General features: G+C 73.2%; 19 protein-coding genes and 1 pseudogene. 6 read left to right on the forward strand and 14 right to left on the reverse strand.

The window, feature by feature from the left end; all coding sequences use genetic code 11:
* The first annotated feature begins 108 nt into the window (after nucleotides 1-108).
* On the forward strand, nucleotides 109-1,629 hold the full coding sequence (locus tag ABT053_RS16825) for a condensation domain-containing protein (RefSeq protein WP_350969928.1): 1,521 nt from the start codon (nucleotides 109-111) through the stop codon (nucleotides 1,627-1,629).
* 185 nt (nucleotides 1,630-1,814) lie between these two features.
* The gene (locus ABT053_RS16830; protein WP_350969929.1) at nucleotides 1,815-2,963 is read left to right on the forward strand and encodes an FAD-dependent monooxygenase; all 1,149 of its coding nucleotides are present in this window, start codon (nucleotides 1,815-1,817) and stop codon (nucleotides 2,961-2,963) included.
* A gap of 96 nt (nucleotides 2,964-3,059) precedes the next feature.
* On the opposite strand, the gene ABT053_RS16835 is transcribed toward ABT053_RS16830, so the two are convergent.
* Both ABT053_RS16835 and ABT053_RS16840 read right to left on the reverse strand, forming a co-directional pair.
* Entirely contained in the window at nucleotides 3,060-3,707 is a 648-nt protein-coding gene (locus ABT053_RS16835) for a response regulator (RefSeq protein ID WP_350969930.1), read from the reverse strand.
* On the reverse strand, nucleotides 3,704-4,843 hold the full coding sequence (locus ABT053_RS16840) for a sensor histidine kinase (RefSeq protein WP_350969931.1): 1,140 nt from the start codon (nucleotides 4,841-4,843) through the stop codon (nucleotides 3,704-3,706). The genes ABT053_RS16835 and ABT053_RS16840 overlap by 4 nt, the downstream gene beginning before the upstream one ends.
* 109 nt (nucleotides 4,844-4,952) lie before the next feature.
* Here ABT053_RS16840 and ABT053_RS16845 point away from each other — a divergent pair, with 109 nt between their 5' ends.
* Nucleotides 4,953-6,155: an alpha/beta hydrolase family protein gene (locus tag ABT053_RS16845; protein WP_350969932.1), complete on the forward strand. Its 1,203-nt coding sequence runs from the start codon at nucleotides 4,953-4,955 to the stop codon at nucleotides 6,153-6,155.
* Nucleotides 6,156-6,170: 15 nt separating this feature from the next.
* Here ABT053_RS16845 and ABT053_RS16850 read toward each other — a convergent pair whose 3' ends face one another.
* Complete coding sequence (locus ABT053_RS16850) at nucleotides 6,171-6,803, reverse strand: pyridoxamine 5'-phosphate oxidase family protein (protein ID WP_350969933.1); 633 nt, start codon at nucleotides 6,801-6,803, stop codon at nucleotides 6,171-6,173.
* Between the two features lie 215 nt (nucleotides 6,804-7,018).
* Here ABT053_RS16850 and ABT053_RS16855 point away from each other — a divergent pair, with 215 nt between their 5' ends.
* Both ABT053_RS16855 and kdgD read left to right on the forward strand, forming a co-directional pair.
* Complete coding sequence (locus ABT053_RS16855) at nucleotides 7,019-7,909, forward strand: LysR family transcriptional regulator (RefSeq protein ID WP_350969934.1); 891 nt, start codon at nucleotides 7,019-7,021, stop codon at nucleotides 7,907-7,909.
* A 104-nt stretch (nucleotides 7,910-8,013) separates the two neighbouring features.
* A complete protein-coding gene (gene kdgD / locus ABT053_RS16860) occupies nucleotides 8,014-8,937 on the forward strand; it encodes a 5-dehydro-4-deoxyglucarate dehydratase (protein WP_350969935.1) in 924 nt (307 codons plus the stop codon).
* A gap of 160 nt (nucleotides 8,938-9,097) precedes the next feature.
* On the opposite strand, the gene ABT053_RS16865 is transcribed toward kdgD, so the two are convergent.
* The 10 genes and pseudogenes from ABT053_RS16865 to ABT053_RS16910 form a co-directional block, all read right to left on the reverse strand.
* A complete protein-coding gene (locus ABT053_RS16865) occupies nucleotides 9,098-9,913 on the reverse strand; it encodes a glycerophosphodiester phosphodiesterase (protein ID WP_350969936.1) in 816 nt (271 codons plus the stop codon).
* Between the two features lie 445 nt (nucleotides 9,914-10,358).
* The gene (locus ABT053_RS16870) at nucleotides 10,359-13,247 is read right to left on the reverse strand and encodes a DUF5682 family protein (RefSeq protein ID WP_350969937.1); all 2,889 of its coding nucleotides are present in this window, start codon (nucleotides 13,245-13,247) and stop codon (nucleotides 10,359-10,361) included.
* A 212-nt stretch (nucleotides 13,248-13,459) separates the two neighbouring features.
* Nucleotides 13,460-14,575: an ATP-binding protein gene (locus tag ABT053_RS16875; protein WP_350969938.1), complete on the reverse strand. Its 1,116-nt coding sequence runs from the start codon at nucleotides 14,573-14,575 to the stop codon at nucleotides 13,460-13,462.
* A 9-nt stretch (nucleotides 14,576-14,584) separates the two neighbouring features.
* Nucleotides 14,585-16,075 carry a VWA domain-containing protein gene (locus ABT053_RS16880; protein ID WP_350969939.1) on the reverse strand — a complete coding sequence of 497 codons (1,491 nt, stop codon included), beginning with the start codon at nucleotides 16,073-16,075 and terminating at the stop codon, nucleotides 14,585-14,587.
* Nucleotides 16,072-17,493 carry a hypothetical protein gene (locus ABT053_RS16885; protein WP_350969940.1) on the reverse strand — a complete coding sequence of 474 codons (1,422 nt, stop codon included), beginning with the start codon at nucleotides 17,491-17,493 and terminating at the stop codon, nucleotides 16,072-16,074. The genes ABT053_RS16880 and ABT053_RS16885 overlap by 4 nt, the downstream gene beginning before the upstream one ends.
* Nucleotides 17,493-18,029: a hypothetical protein gene (locus ABT053_RS16890; protein ID WP_350969941.1), complete on the reverse strand. Its 537-nt coding sequence runs from the start codon at nucleotides 18,027-18,029 to the stop codon at nucleotides 17,493-17,495. Before ABT053_RS16890 ends, ABT053_RS16885 begins: the two co-directional genes overlap by 1 nt.
* A 250-nt stretch (nucleotides 18,030-18,279) precedes the next feature.
* The gene (locus ABT053_RS16895; RefSeq protein ID WP_350970010.1) at nucleotides 18,280-18,927 is read right to left on the reverse strand and encodes a response regulator; all 648 of its coding nucleotides are present in this window, start codon (nucleotides 18,925-18,927) and stop codon (nucleotides 18,280-18,282) included.
* Nucleotides 18,924-20,081 (reverse strand): sensor histidine kinase, encoded by a 1,158-nt coding sequence (locus tag ABT053_RS16900; protein WP_350969942.1) that lies wholly within the window; start codon nucleotides 20,079-20,081, stop codon nucleotides 18,924-18,926. Before ABT053_RS16900 ends, ABT053_RS16895 begins: the two co-directional genes overlap by 4 nt.
* Nucleotides 20,082-20,104: 23 nt before the next feature.
* Nucleotides 20,105-21,025, reverse strand: coding sequence for a hypothetical protein (locus ABT053_RS16905; RefSeq protein WP_350969943.1), 921 nt, complete (start codon nucleotides 21,023-21,025; stop codon nucleotides 20,105-20,107).
* 90 nt (nucleotides 21,026-21,115) lie between these two features.
* Nucleotides 21,116-22,025 (reverse strand): annotated as a pseudogene (locus ABT053_RS16910) (AraC family transcriptional regulator); the annotation flags it as partial.
* A gap of 134 nt (nucleotides 22,026-22,159) precedes the next feature.
* Here ABT053_RS16910 and ABT053_RS16915 point away from each other — a divergent pair.
* Nucleotides 22,160-22,975, forward strand: coding sequence for an NmrA family NAD(P)-binding protein (locus ABT053_RS16915; RefSeq protein ID WP_350969945.1), 816 nt, complete (start codon nucleotides 22,160-22,162; stop codon nucleotides 22,973-22,975).
* A gap of 402 nt (nucleotides 22,976-23,377) precedes the next feature.
* On the opposite strand, the gene ABT053_RS16920 is transcribed toward ABT053_RS16915, so the two are convergent.
* Nucleotides 23,378-24,892 carry a ricin-type beta-trefoil lectin domain protein gene (locus ABT053_RS16920; protein WP_350969946.1) on the reverse strand — a complete coding sequence of 505 codons (1,515 nt, stop codon included), beginning with the start codon at nucleotides 24,890-24,892 and terminating at the stop codon, nucleotides 23,378-23,380.
* Between the last annotated feature and the right edge of the window lie 68 nt (nucleotides 24,893-24,960).

A 24,960-nucleotide genomic window follows, 5' to 3' on the forward strand; every position in this document is an offset into this window, starting at 1 on the left:
CAGTCGCCGATCACCGTTCGGGGCTCATCCCCGGGAGAGGCGGGCACGCGCCGGGTTCGGCGCGCCCCCGTGCGAGGCGGACCGCGATGACCGGTGGTGGTGTCGGAGGTGAGTGACCTGAAGGTCCGCTTCTCGGGCCCCCGATCGGGGCGGTGGCCCATGACGGTCGGCCAGAAGAACGTGCTGGAGTGGATCAGCCCGGACCTGCCGGGCCCGGCCGACATCCTCTCGACGATGGTGCGCGTGCCCCGGGGGAGCACCATGGACGCGGTCGGCGCGGCTCTGGGCGCGCTGATCGGCCGCCAGGAGGCGCTGCGCACCCTCCTGCGGGACGGCGAGCAGCTCGTGCGCGCGTCGGGAACGCTCCTCGCCGAGGTGGTCGAGGCCACGGGCACCGGCCAGGGCTGGTTCCCGCCCGGCCGGGCCTTCGACCCCGCCGCCGACCTCCCGGTGCGGGCGAGCGTGGTGACCCGGTCGGGATCCCCGTTCCTGGTGGTCCTGCACGTGTCGCACGTGGCGGCGGACCTGTCGGCGATGGCGGTGCTGCGCGCCGAGCTCGCCGCCCTGCTGGCGGGCCGGTCGCTCCCGCCCGCCGCGTACCATCCCGCCGACCAGGCCGTCCACGAGCTCAGCCCGGCCGGGCGGCGCCGGCTGGAGGGCTCGGTCAGGTACTGGGCCCGCCAGGTGGCCGAGCGGCCGTTGTGCGCGCTCGGCCTGCCCTTCCGGTTTCCCGGCGCCCGCGGCCATCACCACGTCCTGCTGGGCTCCCGGCCCGCCGCGGAGGCGCTGGCGCGCATCGCGGCGAACACGGGCGCGCGGCCACCGGCGGTCGTGATGGCCGCGTTCGCGGCGCTGCTGACGAGCTGGACCGGAGCCCCGGGATGCCAGCTGCACTGCCTGTGCAACAACCGCTTCTCCCCGGAGCTGCGCGACTACGTCGGCACGGTGGCCCAGGAGACGATCATCCCCTTCACCGCGTCGCCCTCGTTCCTGCGGTCGGCCTCCCAGACGAACGCCTCGGCCCTGGCGGCCTACAGGTACGGCCGCTACGACCCGGCCCGGCTGACCGAGGCGAAGGACGAGGTGGAACGTGCCCGCGGCACGCGCTGTCACCGGGACGTGGTCGTCAACAACACGACCGGCCACGCGCGGGTGATCCTGCCCGGGGACGGTGTGGAACCCGGCGTCGGCGACCGCGTGTTCGGCGCCCCCGCGGAGTTCGACATCTACCGGCTGGACGGCACGCTCGGCTGCGGGCTCGGCCTCGACGCCCGCCTCGCGACCGCCGACGAGACGGCGGGCATCCTCGGCGGGGTCGAGCGGCTCATCGTCGCCGCCGCCGACGGCGACGTCGATCCGGCGGGCTTCGGCGTCCCCCCGGCGGGACGAGGGCCGGGCTGGGCGCGTACCCGCTCGGGCTGGGTCGATCTCGCCGGTGTCCAGGCCGCGGCCGACCTCGCCCTCGGCCCCGGCGTCGCGCGGGTCGAGGCCGTCGGCGACGAGCTCATCGCCCGGGTCGGGCGCGACACCGACGTCACCGCGGCCGCCGGGGCGGTGCTCGACACGGTCCTGCGCGAGGGACGCCACGGCGTGGTCGCCCCCGGCGACTACGTGCGAGCCACCGACTGAGAAGGCCCGGCCCGTCGATTCCGTGCGGGCCACCGACTGAGAAGGCCTGGCCCGTCGATTCCGTGCGGGCCGTCGGCCGAGTAAGCCCGGCCCGGAGTCCCGAGTGTGGCGACGGTGTGGAGGTATGCGGCAGGTAGCGTGCAAAGCATCGTACGGATGAGGTATCGCCCTTACCGTCGCGAGGTATGCAGACTGTGGACGTACTGGTCGTGGGTGCGGGTCTCGCCGGCCTGCGCACGGCCCGCCTGCTCGCGCGACGGGGACTGGACGTGATGGTGGTCGACCGTCGCAGGTCGTTGTCGGCGGGCATCCGCACGACGGGAATCTTCGTACGCCGCACCCTCGACGACTTCGACCTGCCGGACCACCTGCTCGGGCCGGGGGTCAGGGACGTGCTGCTGTACCCGCCGTCGCGGCGGTCACCGATCCGGCTCACCAGCGACCGGGACGAGTACCGCGTGGCCGACATGGCGGCCGTCTACGAGCACGCGCGCCGCGCGGCGGAGTCGGCCGGGGCGCGGGTCCTCCTGGGCGTACGGTACGTCGGCTCGTCGACGGGTCTCGCGCGGTTCGCGGACGCGGAGCCGGTGACGGCCCGGTTCGTCGTCGGCGCGGACGGCGCCCGCTCCCGGGTGGCCCGTGACCTCGGCCTCGACGTCAACCGGCGCTTCCTCGTCGGTGCCGAGATCGTCCACCCGATCGCGCCGGGCACGACCACCCCGGCGTTCCACTGCGTGCTGGATCCCCGGATCGCCCCGGGGTACCTGGGATGGGTCGTCGACGACGGCCGGTACGCGCATGTCGGCGTCGCGGGATACCCGGACGCGATGCGCGCCGGCGTCCGCCACCTGCTGGACGCCTTCGCCGCGGACGCGCCCGGCGGCACGCCGCCCGCCGGGCCGGTCGAGCGCCGGGGCGGTCCGATCCCGGTCGGCGGCGTGCTGCGACGGCTGGCGTGCCCCGCCGGGCTGCTCGTCGGGGACGCGGCGGGCGCGGTGTCGCCGCTCACGGCCGGGGGGCTGGACCCCTGCCTGCGCATGTCCGAACTGGCCGCGGCGGTCACCGCCGGATACCTGCGCACCGGCGACGGGCGCGTGCTGAGCCGGTACGACGGGAACGCGTTGCGGAGCCGGTTCCGGGGCCGGCTGCTGCTGCGCCGCGCGTTCGCCGGCATCCGGTCCCCGGTCGCGGCGGAGGCGGCGGTGGCCGCGCTGCGCGGCCGTGCCGGTCGCGCCCTGGCGGCGCGGGTCCTGTTCGGCGACGGCTCGTTTCCCGGGGTCGACCCGGAACTCGCGGAGCTCGCGGACCTGGCGGCCGGCCGCCCTCACCGGTGACGCCTACCGGCTCGCCCGTCACGACGCGGGCACGCGGGACTGCGGCGGGCCTCTGCCTTGTCGCGACGACGGGTGTTCCCGTTCACCGGGCCGCCGTCAGCCGAGGTCCGCGTCGTGCACCAGGATCGCCGCCTGCACCCTGTTGGCCGCGCCCAGCTTGGCGAGCAACCGGCTGACGTGCGCCTTCACAGTGGCCTCCGCCAGCTTGAGCTCACGCCCGATCTCCGCGTTCGACAGGCCGCGGGCGAGTGCCCTGACCACGTCCTCCTCCCTGGCGGTCAGCGACGCGAGCAGGTTGCGCGCGGACTCGGCGCGGGAGGGGGCCCTGTCGGCGAACGACGTGATCAGCCGCTTGATGACGGTGGGGGACAGCGTGGCCTGGCCCGTCGCGACCGTGCGCACGGCGGCGGCCAGCTCCCGGGGCGGGGTGTCCTTGAGCAGGAACCCGACCGCGCCCAGCCGCAGCGCCTCGTGGACGTACTCGTCCAGGTCGAAGGTGGTCAGCATGATCAGCTTGGGGGCGTCGGGCGCGGCCAGGATGCGCGCCCCGGCGGCCAGGCCGTCGGTGCCGGGCATGCGCACGTCCATCAGCACGACCTGGGGCCTGAGCCTGGCGGTGGCGGCGACCGCCTCGTCGCCGTCGCGGGCCTCCCCGACGACCACCATGTCGCCCGTCGCCTCCAGGATCATCCGCAGCCCGGACCTGACCAGCGCCTCGTCGTCGGCGATCAGCACGCGGATCATGTGGCCGGGATCCTGGCCACGACCTGGAAGCCGGCCTCGTCCCGCGGACCGGCCTCCAGCCTGCCGCCGACCAGCTCGACGCGTTCGCGCAGGCCGACCAGCCCCCAGCCGGAGCCGGGCAGGTCGCCGGAGGCGCCGGGGGCGGGTTCGTTGCGCACGACGACCTCCAGGCCGGTGGGCCGGTAGCGGACGAACACGTCGGTCCTGGCGTCGGCGGCGTGCTTGCGCACGTTGGTCAGCGCCTCCTGGACCACGCGGTAGGCGGTGCGCTCCACCACGGGACTGAGCGGGCGCGCGGGCCCCTCGTCGTGACGGTCGACCACGATGCCCAGCGCGCGGGTCTGGTCGAGGAGCCGGTCGAGGTCGGCCAATGTGGGTTGCGGGTCGCGTACGGGATCCCGCGAGCGCAGCACGCCGAGCACCTCGCGCAGGTCGCTCAGCGCCTCCCTGCCGGTGTCGCCGATCAGCGCCGCGGCCTCGGCCGTGCGCTCGTCGGGGGCGCCGACCTCCAGGGCTCCGGCGTGCAGGACCATCAGCGACACCCGGTGCGCGACCACGTCGTGCATCTCCCGTGCGATGCGCGCTCGCTCCTGGCCGCGTGCCCGTTCCGCGCGCAGCACCTGCTCGCGGAGCAGCTGTTCCGACCGCTCGCGCATCGTGGCGAGCACCTGCCGCCTGGCGCGGACCCACAGCCCCGCCACCAGGGGCAGCCCGATCATCACGCCGCTCATCAGGATCGCGTTGGCCGGAGTGTCCACGACCAGTGCCCGGTACCCGCCGATCCGGTGGGAGACGAGAGTGCTGAACGAGAAGACCGCGACCGCGCCCCCGGTGTAGAGCCACAGGTCGCGGCGGCGCAGGCGCGTGCCCGCGTAGTAGGAGGCCGCGACGGCGGCGGGCCACATCACCAGCCACGCGTAGGCGACGGCGCCCACCGCGACGAGCGGCCCCAACGAGTGCCCGGCACGGGCCGCGGCGACCGCCGACGCGGCGGCGACGGCCACGAGCACCGGATCGGGCAGCGTCGACTCGACGCCCACCGAACCGGACGCCGAGGCCATGGAGAGCAGGAATACCGCCGCGCCGAGCGCCCACGGCGTGCTCCGCTCGACGATCCCGGCGTCGCCATACGTCATGGTCAGAGGCTATAGGGCGGCCCGGACGGCGTACCCCTACGAAAGTCGCGGGTGCCGGGTGACTTTCGCCGGGGACGGTACGGCCGTGCCGTGCCGCATGGTCGGGGACATGAGGAAGACAGCCACCGCGAGCGTGCTCGCGTTCTCCGTGCTCACCGCGTTCACCGCGTTCACCGCGTTCTCCCCGCTCGCCGGCGCCGGTACGGCGGACGCCGCGGCGTCCGCCCCCGCCCTCGCCCCCGCCCTCGCCCCCGCTCCCGCCCTCGCCCCCGCTCCCGCCCTCGCCCTGCCCGCGCCGACGGGCGGCCACGCCGTCGGACGGTCGGTCCTGCACCTGGTCGACTCCGGCCGTCCCGACCCGTGGGTGGCCGGCAGGAAGCGCGAGCTGATGGTCTCGGTCTGGTACCCGGCGCGGAAGGCCGCGGGCCGGCCGGCCCGGTACGTCACGCCCCAGGAGTCGGAGCTGATCGTCAAGAGCGCGCCGCAGCTGAAGGACGTGCCGCCGGACACGCTCGCCGGGACGAGGACGTACGCCCGCGTCGACGCGCCCCCGCTGGGGCGGAGGGGAGGATGGCCGCTGGTGGTCCTGTCGCCCGGCATGACGCTGCCCCGCGCGACGATGACCTCGCTGGCCGAGGAGTTCGCGAGCAGGGGATACCTGGTGGCGGGCATCGAGCACACCTACGAGTCCGTGGCCACCACGTTCCCCGGCGGCAGGACCGTCACGTTCGAGGCGGGCAAGGGCGGCCAGACCCCGGAGCTGGGGGAGAAGGTCGCCCGGGTCAGGGCCGCCGACACGACGTTCGTGCTGGACAGGCTTGAGCGGAGCACGCGCTGGAACCGGCTGGCCGACGAGAGCAGGATCGCGATGGTGGGGCATTCGGTCGGCGGTCAGAGTGCCGCGCAGCTCCTTCCCCTGAGCCGGCGGATCAGGGCCGCGGTCAACCTGGACGGCTCCTACAACCCGCCGACACCGGCGAAGCCGGTCGGGAAGCCGTTCATGATGATCGGCAACCCGAGGCAGGAGCCGGAGGGCGGTGGGAAGAAGGGCTCCTGGGACCTGTTCTGGCCGCACGTGACCGGTGACTGGAAGCGCTGGCTCACCGTGACGGGCGCCGAGCACATGAGCTTCATCGACTACGCGGTGCTCCAGCCGCAGCTCGGGCTGCCGGAGTACCCGATCGGCGGCGAGCGCTCCACGGAGATCACCCGCGCGTACGTCACCGCCTTCCTCGACCTGCATCTGAAGGGCAGGCGCCAGCCGCTGCTGGACGGGCCGTCCACCCGCTATCCCGAGGTGCGGTTCTGGTAGACGGCGGGCGCGGGGTCAGTACTGGTTCATCTTGGCGTCCAGGGCGAGCCCCGCGTCGATCGCCTTGGCGGGGACCCCCTTGAGGCCCATCTGGTCCTTGGTGATCCGGCCGAGCGTGGGCAGCTCCTTGCGGTCCGGCCAGGTCTCGGGCTTCCACAGCGACGAGCGCAGGAACGCCTTCGCGCAGTGCATGTAGAGCTCCTCGACGTCGACGAGGACCGCCAGCCTCGGCCGCTTGCCCTGGACCACCAGGTCGTCGAAGAACGGCGCGTCGGACACGAGCGTCGCGCGGCCGTTCACGCGCAGTGTCTCGTTCATCCCCGGCACGATGAACAGCAGCCCGACGTGGGGGTTGTGCAGCACGTTGCGGAGGTTGTCGAGCCGGTGGTTGCCGGGCCGGTCGGCGAGCACCAGCCGGTGGTCGTCGAGGACGAGCACCGACCCGGCGGGGTCTCCCCGGGGGGAGACGTCGCAGGTGCCGTCGGAGTTGGAGGTCGCCAGCAGCACGAACGGCGAGTGCGCGATGATCGTGCGCGCGTGCTCGTCGATCCGGGCGATGTCCTTGTCCCAGATGGTCCGCGGCGGCTCCTTCGCGATCTCCCGCAGCTCGGCCTCGGTCGTCACCGTACGGATCTCAGAAGGGTTCACCACCCGAATATATGTAAGGCATGCCTAACCCGCGAGGTGCGGCGGGCTCTCCGCGGGCCGGGGAGGCCGACGCGCGTGGCGCGATGCCCGAGGCCCGCCGTGGATGAGAGCTCCTCAAGCCGGGGGAAGGGGCACGGCCCGCGACTCAGGGCAGCCTGTGACCGCCCTTCATGCCTGCCCGGCCCTCCTGACGCGTGGAGTGATACCTTCCGCGCATGGCGTACACCTTGGAGCAGCTCCGCGGGCTGGTCGCGGTCGCCGAGGAGTTGCACTTCGGCCGGGCGGCGGCGCGGCTCCGCATGACCCAGCCACCCCTGAGCAGACAGATCCAGAAACTCGAGGCGTCCGTCGGCGTGCGGCTGCTCGAACGGGACAACCGGCGCGTGGCGCTCACCCCGGCCGGGGAGGCCTTCCTCGGTGAGGCGCGGCGCATCCTGGCGATCGCCGAGGCGGCGCCCGACCTGGCGCAACGGGTCCAGTCGGGCTCCCACGGGCTGATCCGCCTCGGGTTCACCGCCGCGTCCACCTTCGGGATGCTCGGCGATCTGCTCAACCGGCTGGAACGGAGGCTGCCGGAGGTCCGCGTCGAGCTCACGGAGATGGTGACCCGCGAGCAGGTCGCGGCCCTCGCCGGGGGTGACCTCGACCTGGGTCTCGCCCGCCCGCCGTTCGACTCCGAGCTGTTCGACTCCCGGTTGCTGCACCGGGAGGCGCTGCTGCTCGCGGTCCCCGCGGGGCACGCGCTGATCGGGCTCGACCGGCCCGTGGTGGCCGCCGACCTCGCCACCGAGCCGTTGATCTTCCACTCGCAGCGGCGGGCCCGGTACTTCTACGACCTGGTGGTCAGCATGGTGCCGCTCACGCAGGAGCGGGTGATCCACAGCGTGAGCCAGGTGCTCACCATGCTCTGGCTGGTGTCCGCCGGTCGCGGCGTCGCCTTCGTCCCCGCCTCCGCCGCCCTGCTGGGCGTCCCGGACGTGGCGTACGCGCCGATCGCCACGCACGTCCCCGAGCCCGTGGAGCTGCATCTGCTGTGGTCGCGGCACTCGCGCAACCCGGCGCTCGGCCGGGTGCTGGCCGTCCTGGACACCGAGGCGCCCCGCTGAGCTCCCGCCGTCGACGCTCTTCGGGTACGTCGATGCTCTCGGGGTATTACGCGATACGGAAACACTCTTGGACAAGCATCGTCGTCGCTTCCTACCGTGGCCAGGTGACGCTGACTCCTCCTGATGAGCTCGCCGGCCGGTTGACCAGCGGGCTGCTCTCGTTCCCGGTCACCCATTTCGACGACCGGCTCGCCTTCGACGAGCCCCGATACCGTGACCACCTCGCGTGGCAGGCCGGGTTCGGTGTCGCCGGGCTGTTCGCCGGTGGCGGCACCGGGGAGGGCTTCTCGCTCACCTCGGAGGAGATCGACGCCGTGGTCCGTGCCGCGGTCGGCGAGGTCGGCGCCCTGCTGCCGGTCGTCGCCCCCGCCACCGGAGGCACCCGCCAGGCGATCGCCCAGGCCGCCGCCGCGCAGCGCGCCGGAGCCGCCGGCCTGCTCCTCATGCCCCCGTACCTCACCGAGGCGAGCCAGGCCGGGCTGATCGCGCACGTCGGCGCCGTCTGCCGGGCGACCGATCTCGGCGTCATCGTGTACAGCCGGGCCAACGCCGTGCTGGAGGACGTCACCGTCGCCGAACTCGCCGACCGCAACCCCAACCTCGTCGGGCTGAAGGACGGGGTCGGCGACATCGAGCGGATGACGCGCACCTACGCCAGGGTCGGCGACCGGCTCGTCTACATCGGTGGCCTGCCGACCGCCGAGACCTTCGCGCTGCCCCTGCTCCAGCTCGGCGTCAACACCTACTCCTCGGCCCTGTACAACTTCGTGCCCGAGTTCGCGCTGCGGTTCTTCGACGCCGTACGCGCCCAGGACCGGGCCGCCGTCTACGGGATGCTCAACGACTTCGTCATCCCCTACCTCGACATCCGCGACCGCGCCCGCGGCTACGCGGTCTCCATCATCAAGGCCGGTCTCACCGCGGTCGGACGCGACGGCGGGCGGGTGCGGCCCCCGCTGACCGACCTGGCGGACGACGAGCGGGCCGACCTCGCCGCCCTGATCGAAAAGGTGGGACAGGCCACATGAATCGGGTTCATGGCGGGGTGATGGCCTGGTCGTGGTCGCGGAGGTATTGAGGAGGTGTCGAGCCGGTCTCCGCGTTGTCGCGGTAACAAGGCCCACCGGGGCCCACCGGGGGTCCCGTCGAGGAGCCGGAGACCTCGGGGGCCGGGCGAGGGTCCCCCCTTCAGGGCATCAGGTCGGGTTTGTTGGTGATGATGCCGTCCACCCGGTAGGAGGTCACGCGCCGCATCACCGCCGGATCGTCCACCGTCCAGGTGAAGACCTCCATGCGGTGGCGGTGGACGCGTCTGACGTACTCGGCGGTGAGCTCGTTGTAGGGCGGATTGATCTGGTCGGCGAACCTCGCAAGTCCCGGGAGGTCGGAGATCGCGGGTGTGCCGATCAGGCCGATCGGGACTCGGGGCATGAACCGGTGGAACGTGCGCATCGAGTTCCAGTCGAACGACTGCACGACGAGCCGTCCGGGCTCCAGCCACGAGGGGTGGCGTCGCAGCTCGTCGGCGACGCGTGCCTCGATGCCCGGGTGAAGCCCCGGCGCCTTGATCTCCAGCAGCAGGCCGAGCCGGCTCGCGCTCATCGCGCGCAGGGTCTCTCCGAGCGTGGGCACCGGCTCGCCCGCGTATTTCGTGCCGAACCACGAACCCGCGTCCAGCCTGCGGATCTGCGCGAGGGTGAGGTCGCCGACCCTCCAGGGCGCCTGGCCGGGGAACAGTCTCTCGGCGTTGGTGGTACGGGCGAGTGTCGTGTCGTGCATCAGGACCAGTTTGTGGTCCTTGGTCTGCTGGACGTCGAGTTCGAACATGTCGGCGCCCTGCGCGTCCGCCAGCTCGAAGGCCACGATGGTGTTCTCCGGCGCGTACGCCGACGCTCCGCGGTGGGCGACCGTGGTGGGTGCCGGCGGCCGTGCGGCGGCCGGCGGAACGACCGCCGCCAGCACCGCCAGCGTGGTCATGACAGCGAGGCCTAGTCGTCGGAACATGGGTCTCCTCGAAGTCGGAGAATCCTGCGATCCGAATCTGACCCATGTTCATGACATCGAGTTGACAGGGAAGTGGTCCGCCGATGCCCGGCAGATGACGGACAGCACGGCCCGGAGAGCTTCTCCCGCGCGATCACTGAACTTGCCGGCCGATGTCGAGGCGCACGCGCGGCGGGCGTTGGAGGAGGTGCGGGCTTTCGTGCGGGCGCTTCCCGGGGACGTTTTCGACACCGCCGTCGTCCCCGGGGACGTTTTGGACACCGCCGTCATCGCCGGGACGCTTTCGACACCGCACACCCGTCGGCGGGAACCCGGCAGGGGTATCGGAGGGAACCCGATGAGGACACCGTGGCGAGACCCGGGAGCGGTGAGATCCCGCCCGATCGCGTCGATCGGACGGGAATCCGGCGGGATCTCACCGTTCCCGTGGCTTCGGCCCGTGCCCTCAGCCGGTGAGCAGCGCCGCGACCGCGCCGGTCGTCGCGGGGTGCCGGGCGAGCAGTTCGCCCGCCGCCGTGCCACCCCTCGCCGCCGTGTCGTCGACGGGTGCCGGCCATTCCGCCGGGAGGCCGAGCAGCGCGGCCACGGCGTCGCACGTCCCCGGGTGCCCGGCCAGCAGGGCGGTCACCGGCCCGGCCACCGGCCCGCCCGGCGCGCGCGGGACCGCCTTCGCGGGCGCGGGCGCCGGTCTCTCCCACGGCGGGACCCACGCGTCGAGCCCGGCCAGATCGCCGGGGAAGGTCCGGCCCGCCTCGCGGACGAGCACGGGCACCAGCTCCGGCGCGTGCCGCCGCAGCGTCGTGATCAGCGTCGGCAGCCACGGCAGCAGGACCGGATCGGGCAGCCGGGCGAACGCCTTGGACAGCACCTCGACCACGAACGGCGCGAGGGCCGGAACCGGCTCCAAAGCCTGGACGAACCCGCTCAGATAGAGCGGGAAGGAGGGGACGACGAGCGGGTTGGACAGCAGCTCGTCGCACCGGGCGCGCAGCTCGGCCGGCGACAGCAGGCCCAGCTGCGTTTTCGCCGCCCACAGCAGCGCCACCTTCGCGGGAGCCTCCGGGTGCGACTGCCGCACCGCCAGCTCCAGCTGGGTCCGGTCACAGCCCAGCGACAGCGCGAGGCTCTCCATGCCGAACAGGAAACCGAGCGTGGCGCCGACCTGGCGGACACCGGTGTCCTCGTCCACGAAGGCGGTCGGCAACAGCGTGCAGTAGTGCGCGTAACCGGCCGTGACGAACGCCTCGCACCAGGCCGGCAGGTCCGGCCGGGTGGCCCGGTAGTGGGCCAGCAACCGGCGGATCCGGTGCAGCACCTCCGGGGCGTCGTCCACGGTGCGTTCGGCGGCGAGCAGCTCCACCGCGCGGTCGCCGAGCTCGTCGGTGAGGCGGTGGCCGCCCAGGTAGAGGATGGCGTCCTCCACGGCCGCCAGCGCGGTCCCCGCGGTGGCCCGCGGCTCCCGCACCCTGCGGCGCAGCCGCTGTTCCAGCACCTGCTCGACGGTGACGCCCTCGTAGCCCAGCTCGATGACCGACCGCTGGTGGCGGCCGATCGCGATGTCCCAGCTCTCCTGGATCGGCCGCTCGCCCAGGCGGCGCGTCCCCATGATGGGCCGGACCGCGCCCTCGGGCAGCAGGTAGCGCAGCTTCCACAGCAGGTCCGAGCACGGCACCAGCCCGGGATCGGCGCTGAGGTCGAGCAGCGCCCGCTGCTGGGTGCGCCTGGTCAGGTCCAGCCCGAGCGGCTCCAGCCGGTCGTACACGTCGCGGGCCAGCGGCGGGAGCGCGTGGTAGCCCACCTGGCCGATCCGGTCGCCGCCCAGCAGGATCTCGCACAGGCGGCGGATGTCGCGGCGGCCCGGCACCGCGTCCTTCTCGATGCACGTGACGGCGGCGTCCTGGAAGTCGTACGGCGTCGGCCTGGCCCGGTTGCGCAGCCCCGCGAGCAGGATCGAGGTCTCGAACACGGAGATGGCGTCGGCCGTACTGGCCGCGTAGCCGTTGCGGCGGGCCAGCCGCACGATGTCGACGCACCATCCGCGCAGCTCGGCCTCGTCCAGGCCGTCCAGCGCGGGCGGGGTGGACAGGAACCCCGACAGCCGGTCGGTCACCGGCTCCGGCGGGACCGGCCCGGCGGCCCGCGCGGTCCTCGCGCGGGTGCTCCGCTGCCCTCCCATCCGGTACGGGGTGACGCCGCCGCGCGTCGCGGCCTTGGCCCAGGTGGCCGCCGCGATCGACACCGACCCCTGGGCCAGGCCGAACTGGGTCTCGATGGCCGAGTGGCTGGAGGGGATGAGCCCGTACAGCCAGCGGGTGGCCGTGCGGGGGGTGACGGTGTAGTCCCGCGCGGTGGACGCGAGCCCGAACTCGGGCACCGTGCTGACCGCGTGGAAGGCGCCGCACACGTACAGGCAGTGCGCGGGGTCGGCGCCGGAGGAGGCGAGGTGCTCGTGGATCCGGGTCCACATGTGGCGCTCGCGCTCCTCGTCCTCGGCCAGCCGGTCGCCCCCGGGGGCCAGCCGCCGGAACAGGCTGCCGACCAGGGCCATCGCCTGCCGGTAGGTGTCGTGGTCCGCGCCGGTCAGCGGCTGCTCGACGTACTGGTCCCACCACTCCGACCAGTGCCGGACCTTGCCGTGGCGCAGCAGGTGCTCCTCCAGCTCGGCGAAGCGCGGGCGCAGGTCGCCCACCTCCACGCCCACGGCGTCCCCGTGCAGGTCACCGGCGCCCTCTCCGGAACCTTCACCGGTACGGCCGGAGGTGACCGGTTCACCCGGTTTTGCTGGTTCGGAGGGTTCGGCCGGTTCCCTGGGCAGCCATTGGAAGACGTGGTCCGACGAGCGGTCGACCAGCACCAGCTCGACGTCCGGGGTCTCCAGGGCGTAGGCGATGGCCTGGTACTCCGCCGACGCCTCGGTGACCGGCGCCACCACGCAGAGCGGGCCCGAGCCCGGCGGGAAACCTTCGAGCTCGGTGGCGAACGCCTGCAGCGCCACCGGCAGACGGCAGTTGCGCAGCTCCTCCAGCAGCGGCCGCAGGTCCTCGCACAGCTCCAGGTAGATCACCTTGGGCCGCTTCTCGCGCAGCCGCCGCGTCATGGCCAGCGCGGAGGCCGGTGAGTGGTGGCACACCGGGAAGATCTCCAGCTCCTCGCCCAGTGCCCGGCCGACGTCGTCGACCAGGCCCGTCAGGATCTCCGGCAGCGCGTCCGGGCCGTCGGCGAACGCGGCGGCGGCACCGAGGAGCTGCTCGCGCAGCGCGGCGAAGGCGCTCGTGACGGTGCTTGTGGCGGTGCTCGTGGCAGTACTCGTGGGGCTGCTCGTGGCGGTGCTCAAGGCAGCGTTCGCAGCGTTGTCCGCGGCGGTGCCCGTGGCGGCGTTCGGGACGGTACTCGTAGCAGTGTTCGTGGCAGTGTTCGTGGCGGTGTTCGTGGCGGTGTTCGTGGCAGTGTTCGTGGCGGTGTTCGTGGCAGTGTTCGTGGCGGGGTTCGTCGCGGGGTTCACGGCGGTGTTCGTGACGGTGTTCGTCGCGGGGTTCACGGCGGTGCTCATGACAGGGTGGAGATGGCCTGGCGGCCGCCTTCGAGGAAGTTCGTCCACTCCCCGCCCTCCCGCTGGCTGCGCGGCTCGACGACCCCGTGCCAGTACTTGTTCAGGATGGCCAGGTCCTCGGGGGCGCGCCTGGCCAGCGAGCCCACCAGGGCACCGGCCAGCGTCTGGGCGCGCAGGACGCGGTCGCCGAAGAAGTTGCTGTGCAGGATGGCGTCCTCCAGCACGCCGATCTGCTCGGCGGTGGACAGCGCCGACTCCAGCTTCTCGTCCTCGCTGCGGGCCGAGGCCGCCGCGGCGCGCAGGTCGGCGAAGCTCCGCAGCAGGATGTCCAGCAGCGTGGGCGGCAGGTCCAGCTCGATCCGGTGGCGGCGCAGCAGCTCCTCGGTACGGAAACGGACGATCTCCGCCTCGCTGGCCTTGCTCGTCACGACCGGGATCCTGACGAAGTTGAACCGGCGCTTCAGCGCCGAGGACAGGTCGTTCACCCCCCGGTCGCGGCTGTTGGCCGTGGCGATGATGGAGAACCCGGGCCGGGCGAACACGATGTTGTCGGTGTCGAGCTCGGGGATGGACATGTACTTCTCGGACAGGATCGAGATCAGGGCGTCCTGCACGTCGCTGGTCGAGCGGGTCAGCTCCTCGAAGCGCCCGATCACGCCCTGCTCCATCGCCGTCATGATCGGCGAGGGGATCATCGACTCGCGGGACTGGCCCTTGGCGATCACCATGGAGACGTTCCACGAGTACTTGATGTGGTCCTCGGTCGTCCCGGCCGTGCCCTGGACGCCCAGGGTGGAGTTGCGGCAGATCGCCGCGGAGAGCAGCTCGGCGAGCCAGCTCTTGCCGGTCCCGGGGTCGCCGATCAACAGCAGGCCGCGGTCGGAGGCGAGCGTCACGATGCTGCGCTCGACGAAGCCGCGCTCACCGAACCACTTCTGCGGGATCTCCCGCTCCAGCCCGTCGGAGCGCTCGGAGCCGAGCACGAACAGCCGTACCATCCGGGGGCTGAGCCGCCAGGAGAACGGCTTGGGGCCGTCGTCGACCGACTCCAGCCAGTCGAGCTCCTCGGCGTACTTCACCTCGGCGGGGGCGCGCAGCATCTCGTTGGTCATGGGGGTCTCCTAAGCGAGGAAGGTCTTGAGTTCGAGGACGAGCTTGCGGATGTGACCGGAGATCACCGGGGTGCCCAGGTCCTTGAATTTCTGCCGGAACCACGGGTTGACGCTCTGCTGGCCGCCGCTGTTCACCGAGCCCACCGGGATGAACCGCACACCGGAGCGGTGCACCGCCTGGATGCCGTCGAACAACGGCTGGGACCGGTCGAACTCGTAGAAGTCGGAGATCCACACCATCACGGTGTTGCGCGGATCGGCGATCTTCGGCATGGCCATGGCCATCGCGACGGGACCGTCGTTGCCGCCCCCGAGCTTCGTCCGCAGCAGCACCTCGAACGGGTCGTGCACCCACGGGGTGAGGTCGAGGGCGCGGGTGTCGTACGCGATCAGGTGCACGTCCACCTTGGGCAGCCCGGCGAAGATCGACGCCAGGATGGTGCAGTTGACCATCGAGTCGACCATCGAGCCCGACTGGTCGACGACCACGATCAGCCGGGCGGGGGTGGTGCGCCTGGCGGTGCGCCGGTAGTACAGCCGGTCGACGTAGAGCCGCTGGTCCTCGGGATTCCAGTTGACGAGGTTCTTCCAGATCGTGCGCTTGACGTCGAGGTTGCGGAAGACCCGCTTGGGCGGCACCGACCGGTCGATGACGCCCGCACTGGTCTTCTCGACCTGCGTGCGGAGCACCTCGGCGACCTCGTCGACGAACCTGCGGATCAGCGCCTTGGCGTTGGCCAGCGCCACCCCCGAGAGGTTGGACTTGTCGCGCAGCAGCTGCTCGACGAGCGACATGCTCGGGGTGAGCTGCCTGGCCAGCGCCGGGTCGGCCAGCACCTCGCGCAGCCGCATGCGGCCGACCAGGTCGGCCTCCAGACCGGCCAGCACCCCGACTAGCTCGCGGTCACTCTCGGTGCCGCCGCCGAGGCCGCTCTCCCGGCCCCCCGAGCGCCCGTGGCCGTTCGCACGCCCGTCCCCGTGCTCGCTCTCGCGGCCGCTCCCGTGTTCGTCCTCGTTCCCTTGGCCGGTTCCGTGGGCGGGGTCGTCTTCGGAACCGGCTCCGGAACCGGTCCCGGGGCCGCGCGTGTCGTCCAGGGCCTGCCTGAACCAGCCCGCGTCCCGCTGCCAGGCCGCGAGCTGGGTGGCGGTGACCTCTCCCGTCCCGGTGGCGAAGACGTTGAGCAGCAGTTTCGAGACCAGTGCCGCTCTGCGCACGGACTCACCGGCCCGTTCGGGCTGACCGGTCGTGTGCTCCGGCGGCGTCATCAGCGTCTGGAAGTCGTCGGCCAGCTCGGGGAAGCGCTGCACCAGGGTGTCGATCGACACCGAGGGGTCGAGCAGCGCCGCGGGCAGGCCGAGGTCGTCGACGACGGCCGCGCTCGCGGTCTCCAGCGCGGGCTGCTCGTCGCCGTCGAAGAGGCGGGCGAGCAGCCGCCAGTAGAGAACCTGGCGCCGGTTGCGTTCGGCACTCGTCACGGTGTCGTGGCTGTTCTCGCTCATCGTCGCAGCAACCGTCCGGCCCGCTCGCGCAGGATGGTGACCGCGTCCCCGGTCCTGGCCTCGGCCTTCACCACCTTGGGGTCGGTGGGCCCCAGCGCCCAGTCACCGGTGTGCGCGCCGAGCGTGTCGCGCTTGACCTTGGTCTGGACGGCCAGCGGCTGCAGCAGCCAGCGGCCGTCGTCCCAGCGGACCAGCCCGACGCACGCGGAGGAGGCCGCCACCATCTTCGGGGTGAGCGGTCCGCAGGCGGGCAGCAGGCCGGTGTCGACGGCGAGCACCGCGTCGCCCAGATCGAACGAGCCCTCCGCGGTGACCTTGTAATCCTCCACCAGCACGGGCTCGGCGATGCCCACCGGATGGCGGTCGAGGGGAGGTACGGCGGGCGCGAGCACGCCGCCCAGCCGGAGCCTGGCCACCGCGAAGGGGTCGGCCGGTTCTCCGGCCCGCGCCCGGCCGTCGTCCCACAGCAGGTCACCGCTCGCCAGCACGGGCATGCCGGTGATCTCCAGGCCGCGACGCCCGGCCAGCGCGCCCAGCAGCACGGGGTGGCGGTGCAGCAGCTTCCACACGGCGGGCCCGGAGATGGTGTCGACCTTGGCGGCGGCGACGGTGGCGCGTACGAGCCTGGCCTGCCCGCCGTCGGAGGGTTCCAGCACCCCGTGCACCTGCGCCTGGACGGCGGTGGAGTGCTCGTGCACGTCGACACCGAGGATCAGCAGCCGTCCCGACAGTTCCCGCAGTTCCCGCGCAGGGTCGGTCTGGGCGGGCTCGCCGGTACGGCCGCCCGCGCCGGTCAGGAGGAGGGCCCGGGTCCACAGGTCGGCCCAGCGCCGCACCGGCAGCCGCTCCATCGTGCCGACCGGGCAGGAGGCGCGCAGCTCGGCGGCGAGGCCGTCGAGCAGCACCGCCGGCCTGCGGTGCTCCGGTACGGCCAGCAGCGCCTCGATGACCTGGTCGGCGGCGGAGACGAGACCGTGGTCGACCCCGCGCCAGCCGGTGATGGCCAGCTCGCACAGCCAGGACCGGGCGGCACCGAGCAGGTTGCCGGATTCCGTCGCGGGCGCGGGCGCGGGCGCGGCCTGCCACGTGTCGCGTTCGCGCCCGAGCGCCTCGTCCAGGTCGGCCAGCAGGGCGTCGTGCACGGCGCCGAGCAGCGCGGCCCGGCCGCCGGCCAGCGTCGTCAGCGACTCCTCGGTGACCAAGCCGGAGGTGATCCCGGCCGTGGCCTCCGCCAGCGCCTCGCCCAGCGGGGTGAGCGCGAAGGCGTCGGCGAGCGCGGTCAGCGCCGCTGCGCGTTCCTCGGAGAGCCGGGCCAGCCCGGTCACCAGTGCCTCGTCGAGGCCGGTCACCAGCTCCAGCGCCTCGTCGAGGCCCGCCGGGCCGCCGTCGAGCAGCCGGGTCAGCTGCACGGGGAGCATCAGCGCACCCCCGTGGCGGGTAACGCGGCCGGTGACGTGGCCGGTGACGTGGCCGGGAACCAGTGGAGCTCGGGGATCGGCGCGGTGGTGTCGGGCAGTTCCAGGTAGGCCAGATGGCGCAGGAAACGGCTGAACACCATGGCCGCGGGGGCGGGCTCGTGGCCGCCCCGCAGGCAGTCGATCAGCTCGGCTCCCTCGGGGACCTCCGCCCGCAGGTAGCGGGCCACCCGGTCGGTGCCGTACTGCAGCACGGCCTCGGCGGCGAGGGCCCGCAGGTGCTTGCACGGCGAGCCGTGCAAGCCGCCGCACGGGCGGTTGTTGTTGGTGCTGCAGTTGTAGGCGTGGGTTCCGGCGGCGACGGAGGAGACGTAGACGCGGCTGATGTCCGAGCCGCTCGACACGACGCCCTGCAGCCGTCCGTCCGCCAGCTCGACGAAGGGCACCTTCGCCAGCTTGCGGGGCTGGACGGGGGGCACCACCCGCACCCTGCTGCACTGCTCCCATGCGGCCCTGCCGGCCGCTGAACGGTCGATCATGACTCGGGAACCTAGCGCCGCGCACCGACAGAAACACCGGCCCGTACGAGCGGCGAGCCGATCACCGGGCGCGCCGGGTACGGGTGTCCGCGTTCATCGGATGCCCTCGGCTTCGCCGGGAGGCCGGACGCGCGCGCCGGATACGAGTGTCCGCGTTCGCCGGATGCCCTCGGTTTCGCCGGGAGCGGGAGCGGGAGACGGGACGTGGGAAACGGGAGACAGGAGACAGGAGACGGGAGGACCCGCGGGGTCACCGGGAGTCGGAGTCGCGGACGAGGAGGGCGAGCTGGACGCGGTTGGTCAGCCCGAGCTTGGCGAGCGAGCGGCTGACGTGGGCCTTGACCGTGGTCTCGCTCATGGCGAGTTCGCGGGCGATCTCGTTGTTGGCCAGCCCCCGGGCGACGGCACCGGCGACCTGCCTCTCCTTGCCGGTGAGGGCGGCGAGCCGCTCCCGGGCGGCGTGGGCGTCCGGTGATCGCCGGTCGGCGAACGCGTCGATCAGCCGTCTGGTGACCGTCGGGGCGAGCATGGCGTTGCCCTCGGCCACCGTGCGGACGGCCGCGATCAGGTCGCGGGGCGCGGTGTCCTTCAGCAGGAAGCCCGCCGCCCCCAGCCGCAGGGCGGCGTGGACGTAGTCGTCGAGGTCGAAGGTGGTCAGCATGACGACCTTCGGCGCTCCCGGCGACCGGTTGATCTCCTTCAGCGCGGACAGGCCGTCCATGCCGGGCATCCGGACGTCCATGAGCACGACCTGGGGCCGGTGCCCGAGGACGGCGGTCACCGCCCGGCTCCCGTTCTCCGCCTCGGCGACGACGTCGATGTCGTCGGCCGCCTCCAGGATCAGGCGGAGCCCGGCCCGTACGAGGGCCTCGTCGTCGACGACGAGGACCCGGATCACGTCGGGAGCCATGCCCGCACCGTGAAGCCCCCGTCCGCCTCCCGCCCGGCCGTGAACTCCCCCTCCAGCAGCTTGACGCGCTCCCTCAGGCCGGCGAGGCCGAACCCGCCACCGGGCAGGACGCGGTCACCGCCCCCCGGGGCGTTGCCGACCGTCACCTCCAGCGCGGAGGGGAGGAACCGCAGCGTCACCCGGGTCGCGACCGCGCCCGCGTGCTTGTGGACGTTGGTGAGCGCCTCCTGTACGACGCGGTAGGCGGCGTGCTCCACCATCGCGGGAAGGGGACGCGCCGTACCCTCGTCCCGCCGGTCGACGGGAACACCGGCCGACCTCGACCGGTCGAGCAGCCGGTCGAGATCCGCCAGCGCGGGCCGCTCGACGAGGGGCTCCCCGCCGGGCCGGGGAGGTCCGGCCGACGGGGTGTGCAGCACCTCCAGGACGGCTCTGAGCTGCGTGAGCGCCTCCACTCCCGTGGTGCGGATGAGCTCCGCCCGCGTCGCGGTCACCGGCTCCGCCGCGTTGATCTCCAGCGCTCCCGCGTACAGCACCATCAGCGAGACGCGGTGCGCCACCACGTCGTGCATGTCCCTCGCTATCCGGGCCCGCTCCCGCGCGCGGGCCCGCTCGGTGCGGGCGGACTGCTCGCGTTCCAGCCGGTCGGCCCGCTCGCGCAGCCCCTCCAACACCTGCCCGCGAGCGGTGGCCCACAGCCCGAGCGCCATCGGGAGCCAGACGAACAGGGCCACGCCGCCGAGCGAGGAGGCCAGGGCCGTCCCGGGCGGCGGCGGTACCACGAAGAGGAGGCTCGCGGACATCGCGTAGACCGCCAGATGGGGCCGGCGCGAGCAGGTCGTCGCCACGACGTAGGAGGTCACCGCCACCAGCAGGCCGGACGGCCGCGTCACCGCGTCCACGGCCGTGACCGCCAGCAGGGGCCACATCCGCCTCGGCGCCACCGCGACCCCGGCCGCGGCGAGCAGCCCGACCGCCGTGGCCTGCACGAGGTCGTGGACCGGCGACAGCTGCATGAGGTCCTGGACGTACGACCGGGACCCGCTGACGACCGGGAGGAACGCGGCGCAGAAGGCGAGGAGGGGCAGCACGCGAGGCGCCAGGCGACCGCGTAGCGACCACACCCATGACGCGTCCACCACGGGACCCAGGGTAGACCGGCCCGTCACCAGCTCAGGAACCGCGAGCTAAGGAACCGTGAGCCCAGGAACCGTGAGCTCAGAAGCCGTAAGCCCAGGAACCGTGAGCCCAGGAATCGTGAGCCCGGGAGCCGCGAGCCCAGAAGCCACAAGCCCGGGAACCGCGAGCCCAGGAGCCGCGGCGGCACGCGGCCGGCCCGCTCCGTCCGCGTCCGGGCGTCCGGAGGGCCGCCCCGCAGCACCCGGACACCGAGCGGAACGAACGCGAGGCAGGCGAGACCGGCCCCGACGACGTCGAGGAGCTGGCTCTCCTTGAGCACTCCTCCCCACAGCGTCCCCCACCCGAGCACCAGAAGGCACCGGACCAGCCCGAACGTCCCCGACCGGTAGGCCCCCACGGCCAGGAGCAGCGTCCCCGGGTACGCCCCGGCGGAGCAGAGGACGGGAACCAGCCACGGCCCGTACGAGATGTCCACGTAGAGGTCCATCGCCAGCCCGGTCGTCCGGTCGAGGCCCAGCGGCCCCGTCAGCTGGAACAGGGTCTGCTCGACGCCGGTGAAGTACAGCCGCGAGAACAGGCCGAGGACGAAGAGCCCGGCACCCCAGGACGCGAGCCCGGGACACCGGGTGGCGATGACGCGCGCGAACGTGACGATCGCGAAAAGCAACAGCACGGCCCCCGCGCAGAAGGCGGCGTAACCGGCCGTGACCAGCGCCGGATCACGCGCGTACGCGGCCAGCTGCGCGGGGGCGGCGAACGGCTGCTCGCCGAACCGGGCGAGCTGCTCGGAGGTGAAAATCCCCGAGTGGAGGACCAGGTGGCGCAGGAGCAGGCCCGCGAACCACACGATCGGCCCGGCGACGAGCGCCACCCCTCCGATCAGGCGGCCGGGAAACCACACGTCACGGTGCACGGTGTCAGGGGTGGTTCGTCTTTCCCTCGTCATGCGGAGCATCCTCGCCGCGAGCGCGGCGGGCCCGCATCGTCCGATCGACACGGCCGGACGTCTCTTTGGAGAGGCGTCCCCGTCAGGCGTTCCGCAGGGAGGGGTGGGTTCGGGCGGCGCCGGTGCCGATGCCGTCGCGGTAGGCGCTGGGGCTCATGCCCACGACGCGCTTGAACGCCGAGCTGAAGCCGAACGCGTCGGAGTAGCCGACCCTGCGCGCCACCGTGGCCACCGTCGCGGCCGGTTCGGCGAGCATGTCGGCGGCGAGCGCCATCCGCCACTCCGTCAGGTACGTCATCGGCGGCTCGCCCACGAGTTCGGTGAACCGCCTGGCCAGGGTGGTGCGCGAGACGCTCGCGGCGGTCGCGAGGGAGGCGAGCGTCCACGGCCTGGACGGGTCGTCGTGGATGGCGCGCAGCGCCGGTCCGGCCACGTCGTCGCCCAGGGCGGCGTACCAGCCGGGGCTGACCGTCTCCGGCCGGTCGAACCAGTCGCGCAGCGTGCACACCAGCAGCCAGTCGAGCAGCCGGTCCAGCACGATCTGGTGCCCCGGGCGGCCCGAGAGGAGCTGCGCCTCCAGGTACGCGCCCATGCTGCTGCAGTCGTGGTCGTCCGGCACCACGAGCACCGGGGGCAGCACCCTGACCAGGCGGCGGGCGACCTCGCCGTTGACCCGGTACGACCCGGCCAGCAGGATGGTCCGGCCGGTGAGGTCCCCGGCGACGGCGCCGTCACGGCGGACGTCCAGCGCCGGGCGCGGGGTGTCGGTGTCCGCGACCACGAAGGGCTCGGGCCCGCGCACGATCGCCGCCTCGCCCAGCCGCACCCGCCGGGCGTCGTCGTCTCCCCGGACGATCCACCCCTCGCCGCGCAGGGGGGCGACGAGCGTCAGGGAGGGGCCGTCGGCGAACCTGAGCGCCCACGGCGGCGACAGCACCGACGCGCCGAAGACGGAGCCCTCGCCGCGCACACCCCGCAACAGGTCGTCGTACGGGTCCATGCCGCTCACGATAGCCGGACGACCGGACCGGCGCGGCGTACGCCCGGGGGGTGCCACGGCGACGGGACGATCGGACAGGCACGGCGTACGCCCGGCCATGTGCGGCCGTCTCCCCGCGCGGTTGGCTCTAGGACATGAACGAGATCTTGATTCTTGGCGCGACGGGCAAGACCGGCCGCCGCGTGGTGCGGCACCTGCGCGCGACGGGAGAGCGGGTAAGGGCCGCGTCCCGCTCCAGCGAGGTGCGGTTCGACTGGTCGGAGCCCGCGACCTGGGACGACGCGCTGCGGGGCGCCGGGGCCGTGTACCTGGTGGCTCCCGACGACCCCGCCCCGATCGGCGACTTCGTCAAGCGGGCCACGGACGTCAGGCGGTTCGTGGTGCTGTCCGGCCGGGGCATGGACCTGGTCGGCGAGGACTTCGGGCAGGGCATGGCCGCCGCCGAGCGGGCCGTGCGCGACTCGGGGGCCGAGTGGACGATCCTGCGACCGAACAACTTCAACCAGAACTTCGACGAGGACCTGTGGCACGCGCCGCTGCGCGCGGGGCGGCTGGCGCTGCCGATCGGCGACGTGCCCGAGGCGTTCATCGACGCCGACGACGTCGCCGCGGTCGCCGCGGCGGTGCTGACGGGGGACGGGCACGCGGGACGGACGTACGAACTGTCGGGGCCGGAGGGGATCACCTTCGGCGCGGCCGTCGACACCATCGCGCGGGCCGCGGGCCGGTCCATCGAGTACGTCGAGCTGACCCCGGAGGCCTACCGGGCCGAGCTGCTCGCCCAGGGGTACCCGGTGGCCGCGGTCGACGCGCTGGACGCCCTGTTCGCCCTGCACCGCGGCGGTCACACGGCCGAGCCCGTCGACGGGGTCCAGCGGGTGCTCGGCCGCACCCCGATCTTGTTCGGGACCTACGTGAACCGGATCGCCGCCACCGGCGCCTGGTCGTGACGTCCCGCCGAGGGCGCCGGTGTCGGTGACCCGGACCCGGACCCGGCTCCGGCTCCGGCTCCGGCGTGGCGGGAACGCGCGCATCGCGTGGTCACCGCACGCCGCCGGACAGGCGGCGCACGGTTCGCGCGGTGCGGCGCGGGGGCGTTCATCGCGTGCGGGCCGGAGCGGTGCGGAGGTCGCTGCGGGAGCGCTGCCGGAGCGGTGTGGAGGTCGCTGCGGGAGCGTTGCTGGAGCGGTGTGGAGGTTTGCTGCGGGAGCGCCGCCGGAGCGGTGTGGAGGTCGCTGCGGGAGCGTTGCCGGAGCGGTGTGGAGGTCGCTGCGGGAGCGCCGCCGGAGCGCTGCCGGAGCGCCGCCGGGACGGTGAGGACACTCACCGTCCCGGCGGGATCGTACGGACGGTCAGCCGCGCCGCCACTTCTGGTTGGCGCCGCCGTTGCACTCCCACTGCTGCAGCGGCGTGCCGGAGCCGCCCCAGCCGGTGACGTCCACGCACTTGTTGGCCTGCGGGTTGACCAGGTCACCGGCGCCGCTGAGGACGAACTGCTGGGCCGGGTTGCCGCTGCAGGTGGCGAGCTGGATGGCGGCGCCGTTGGCGGTGGAGCCCCAGGCCACGTCCATGCAGAGGCCGAAGGCGCGGACGGTGCCGTCGCCGGGCCACGTCCAGTTCTGCGCGGCGGTGCCGTTGCAGTCCCACAGCTGCAGGCGCTGGCCCGCGACGCCGTTGCTGTTGGGCACGTCGATGCACTTGTCCTGCCAGCCGATGAGACGGCCGCCGCCGCCCCCTCCGGTGGTGGTCAGGGTGAGGCCGTACGCGCCGAGGATCTCGTTGACCGGCTGGTAGAAGGTGTTGCCGCCGGTCGTGCAGTTGCCGGAGCCGCCGGAGGTGACGCCCTGGGCCTGGTCGCCGGTGATCCAGGCGCCGCCCGAGTCGCCGCCCTGGGCGCAGGCGGAGGTCTGGGTCAGCCCGTAGACCAGCGAGCCGGAGTAGTTGACGGTCACGTTCTTGGCCTGGATGACGCCGCAGCGCCAGCCGGTGGTGCGCCCGGACCGGCAGATGGAGGCGCCGACCACGGCCTCCTGGGATCCTGCCACGGCGACGTTGCCGCCGCCGTAGTTGTTGACCCAGGGGCGGGGCGTCCAGTTGCCGTTGGTACGGACCCAGGCGTAGTCGTTGCCGGGGAACGACGACCCGGCGAAGGTGCCCTGGGCGACGTTGTTGTAGCCGAGGGTGGGACTGCCGGTGCCGCCGCAGTGCCCGGCGGTGACGAAGCCGCCGTTGTTGACCGAGAAGCCCACCGAGCAGAGCGTGTTGCCGTTGATGACGTACTGGTCGCCGCCCCGGATGTCGTACAGCGGCTTGGGCGCCTCGCTGACGGAGAGCCGCACCTCGGCGGCGTCGACGGCGCCCGCCTCGACGAACCGTTCGGCGGCGGCGCGGTCGGCCGCCGACACCACCACGGTGTTCGCGGCGACGTCCACGTACCAGCTGTGGATGTCCTTGCCCGCGGAGCCCGCGGCGCGGTCGAGCGTGGCCTTCGTGGTGGCCAGCTGCTTCTCGCTGCGGGGTACGGGCACCGGCAGCGCGCCCGCCGCCCGGACGACGTCGGCGTCCCCGCCGTTCAGGACGCCGACGCTCAGCCGTCCCTCGCCGGGGGTGAACCACGCTCCGGCGAAGCGGTCGGCGAGACGGGTGCGGAGCTGCCGCTCCACGACGGTCGCCCCGGCCTCGTGGGCCTGGCGGACGCGGGCCTGCGTGGGGGTCAGGCCGAGGTCCCGCTTCATCGCCTGTTCGGCCGTGGCCGCTTTGGACGGGTCGGGACTGGGCTCGGGCACCGCGGCGGCCTGCGCGGTCGCGGACGGGACGACGAGCGAGGCGGCGAGTACCGCCACGCTGGTCAGCATGCTGAATCTCACGGCTGGTCCTTGGGGGACTGGGGGGTGGACGAGGCGTGAGAGCGCTCTCTCGAAAGAAACTTTACATT

The sequence above is a fragment of the Streptosporangium sp. NPDC002524 genome (genome assembly GCF_040295985.1).
GTDB lineage: Bacteria > Actinomycetota > Actinomycetes > Streptosporangiales > Streptosporangiaceae > Streptosporangium.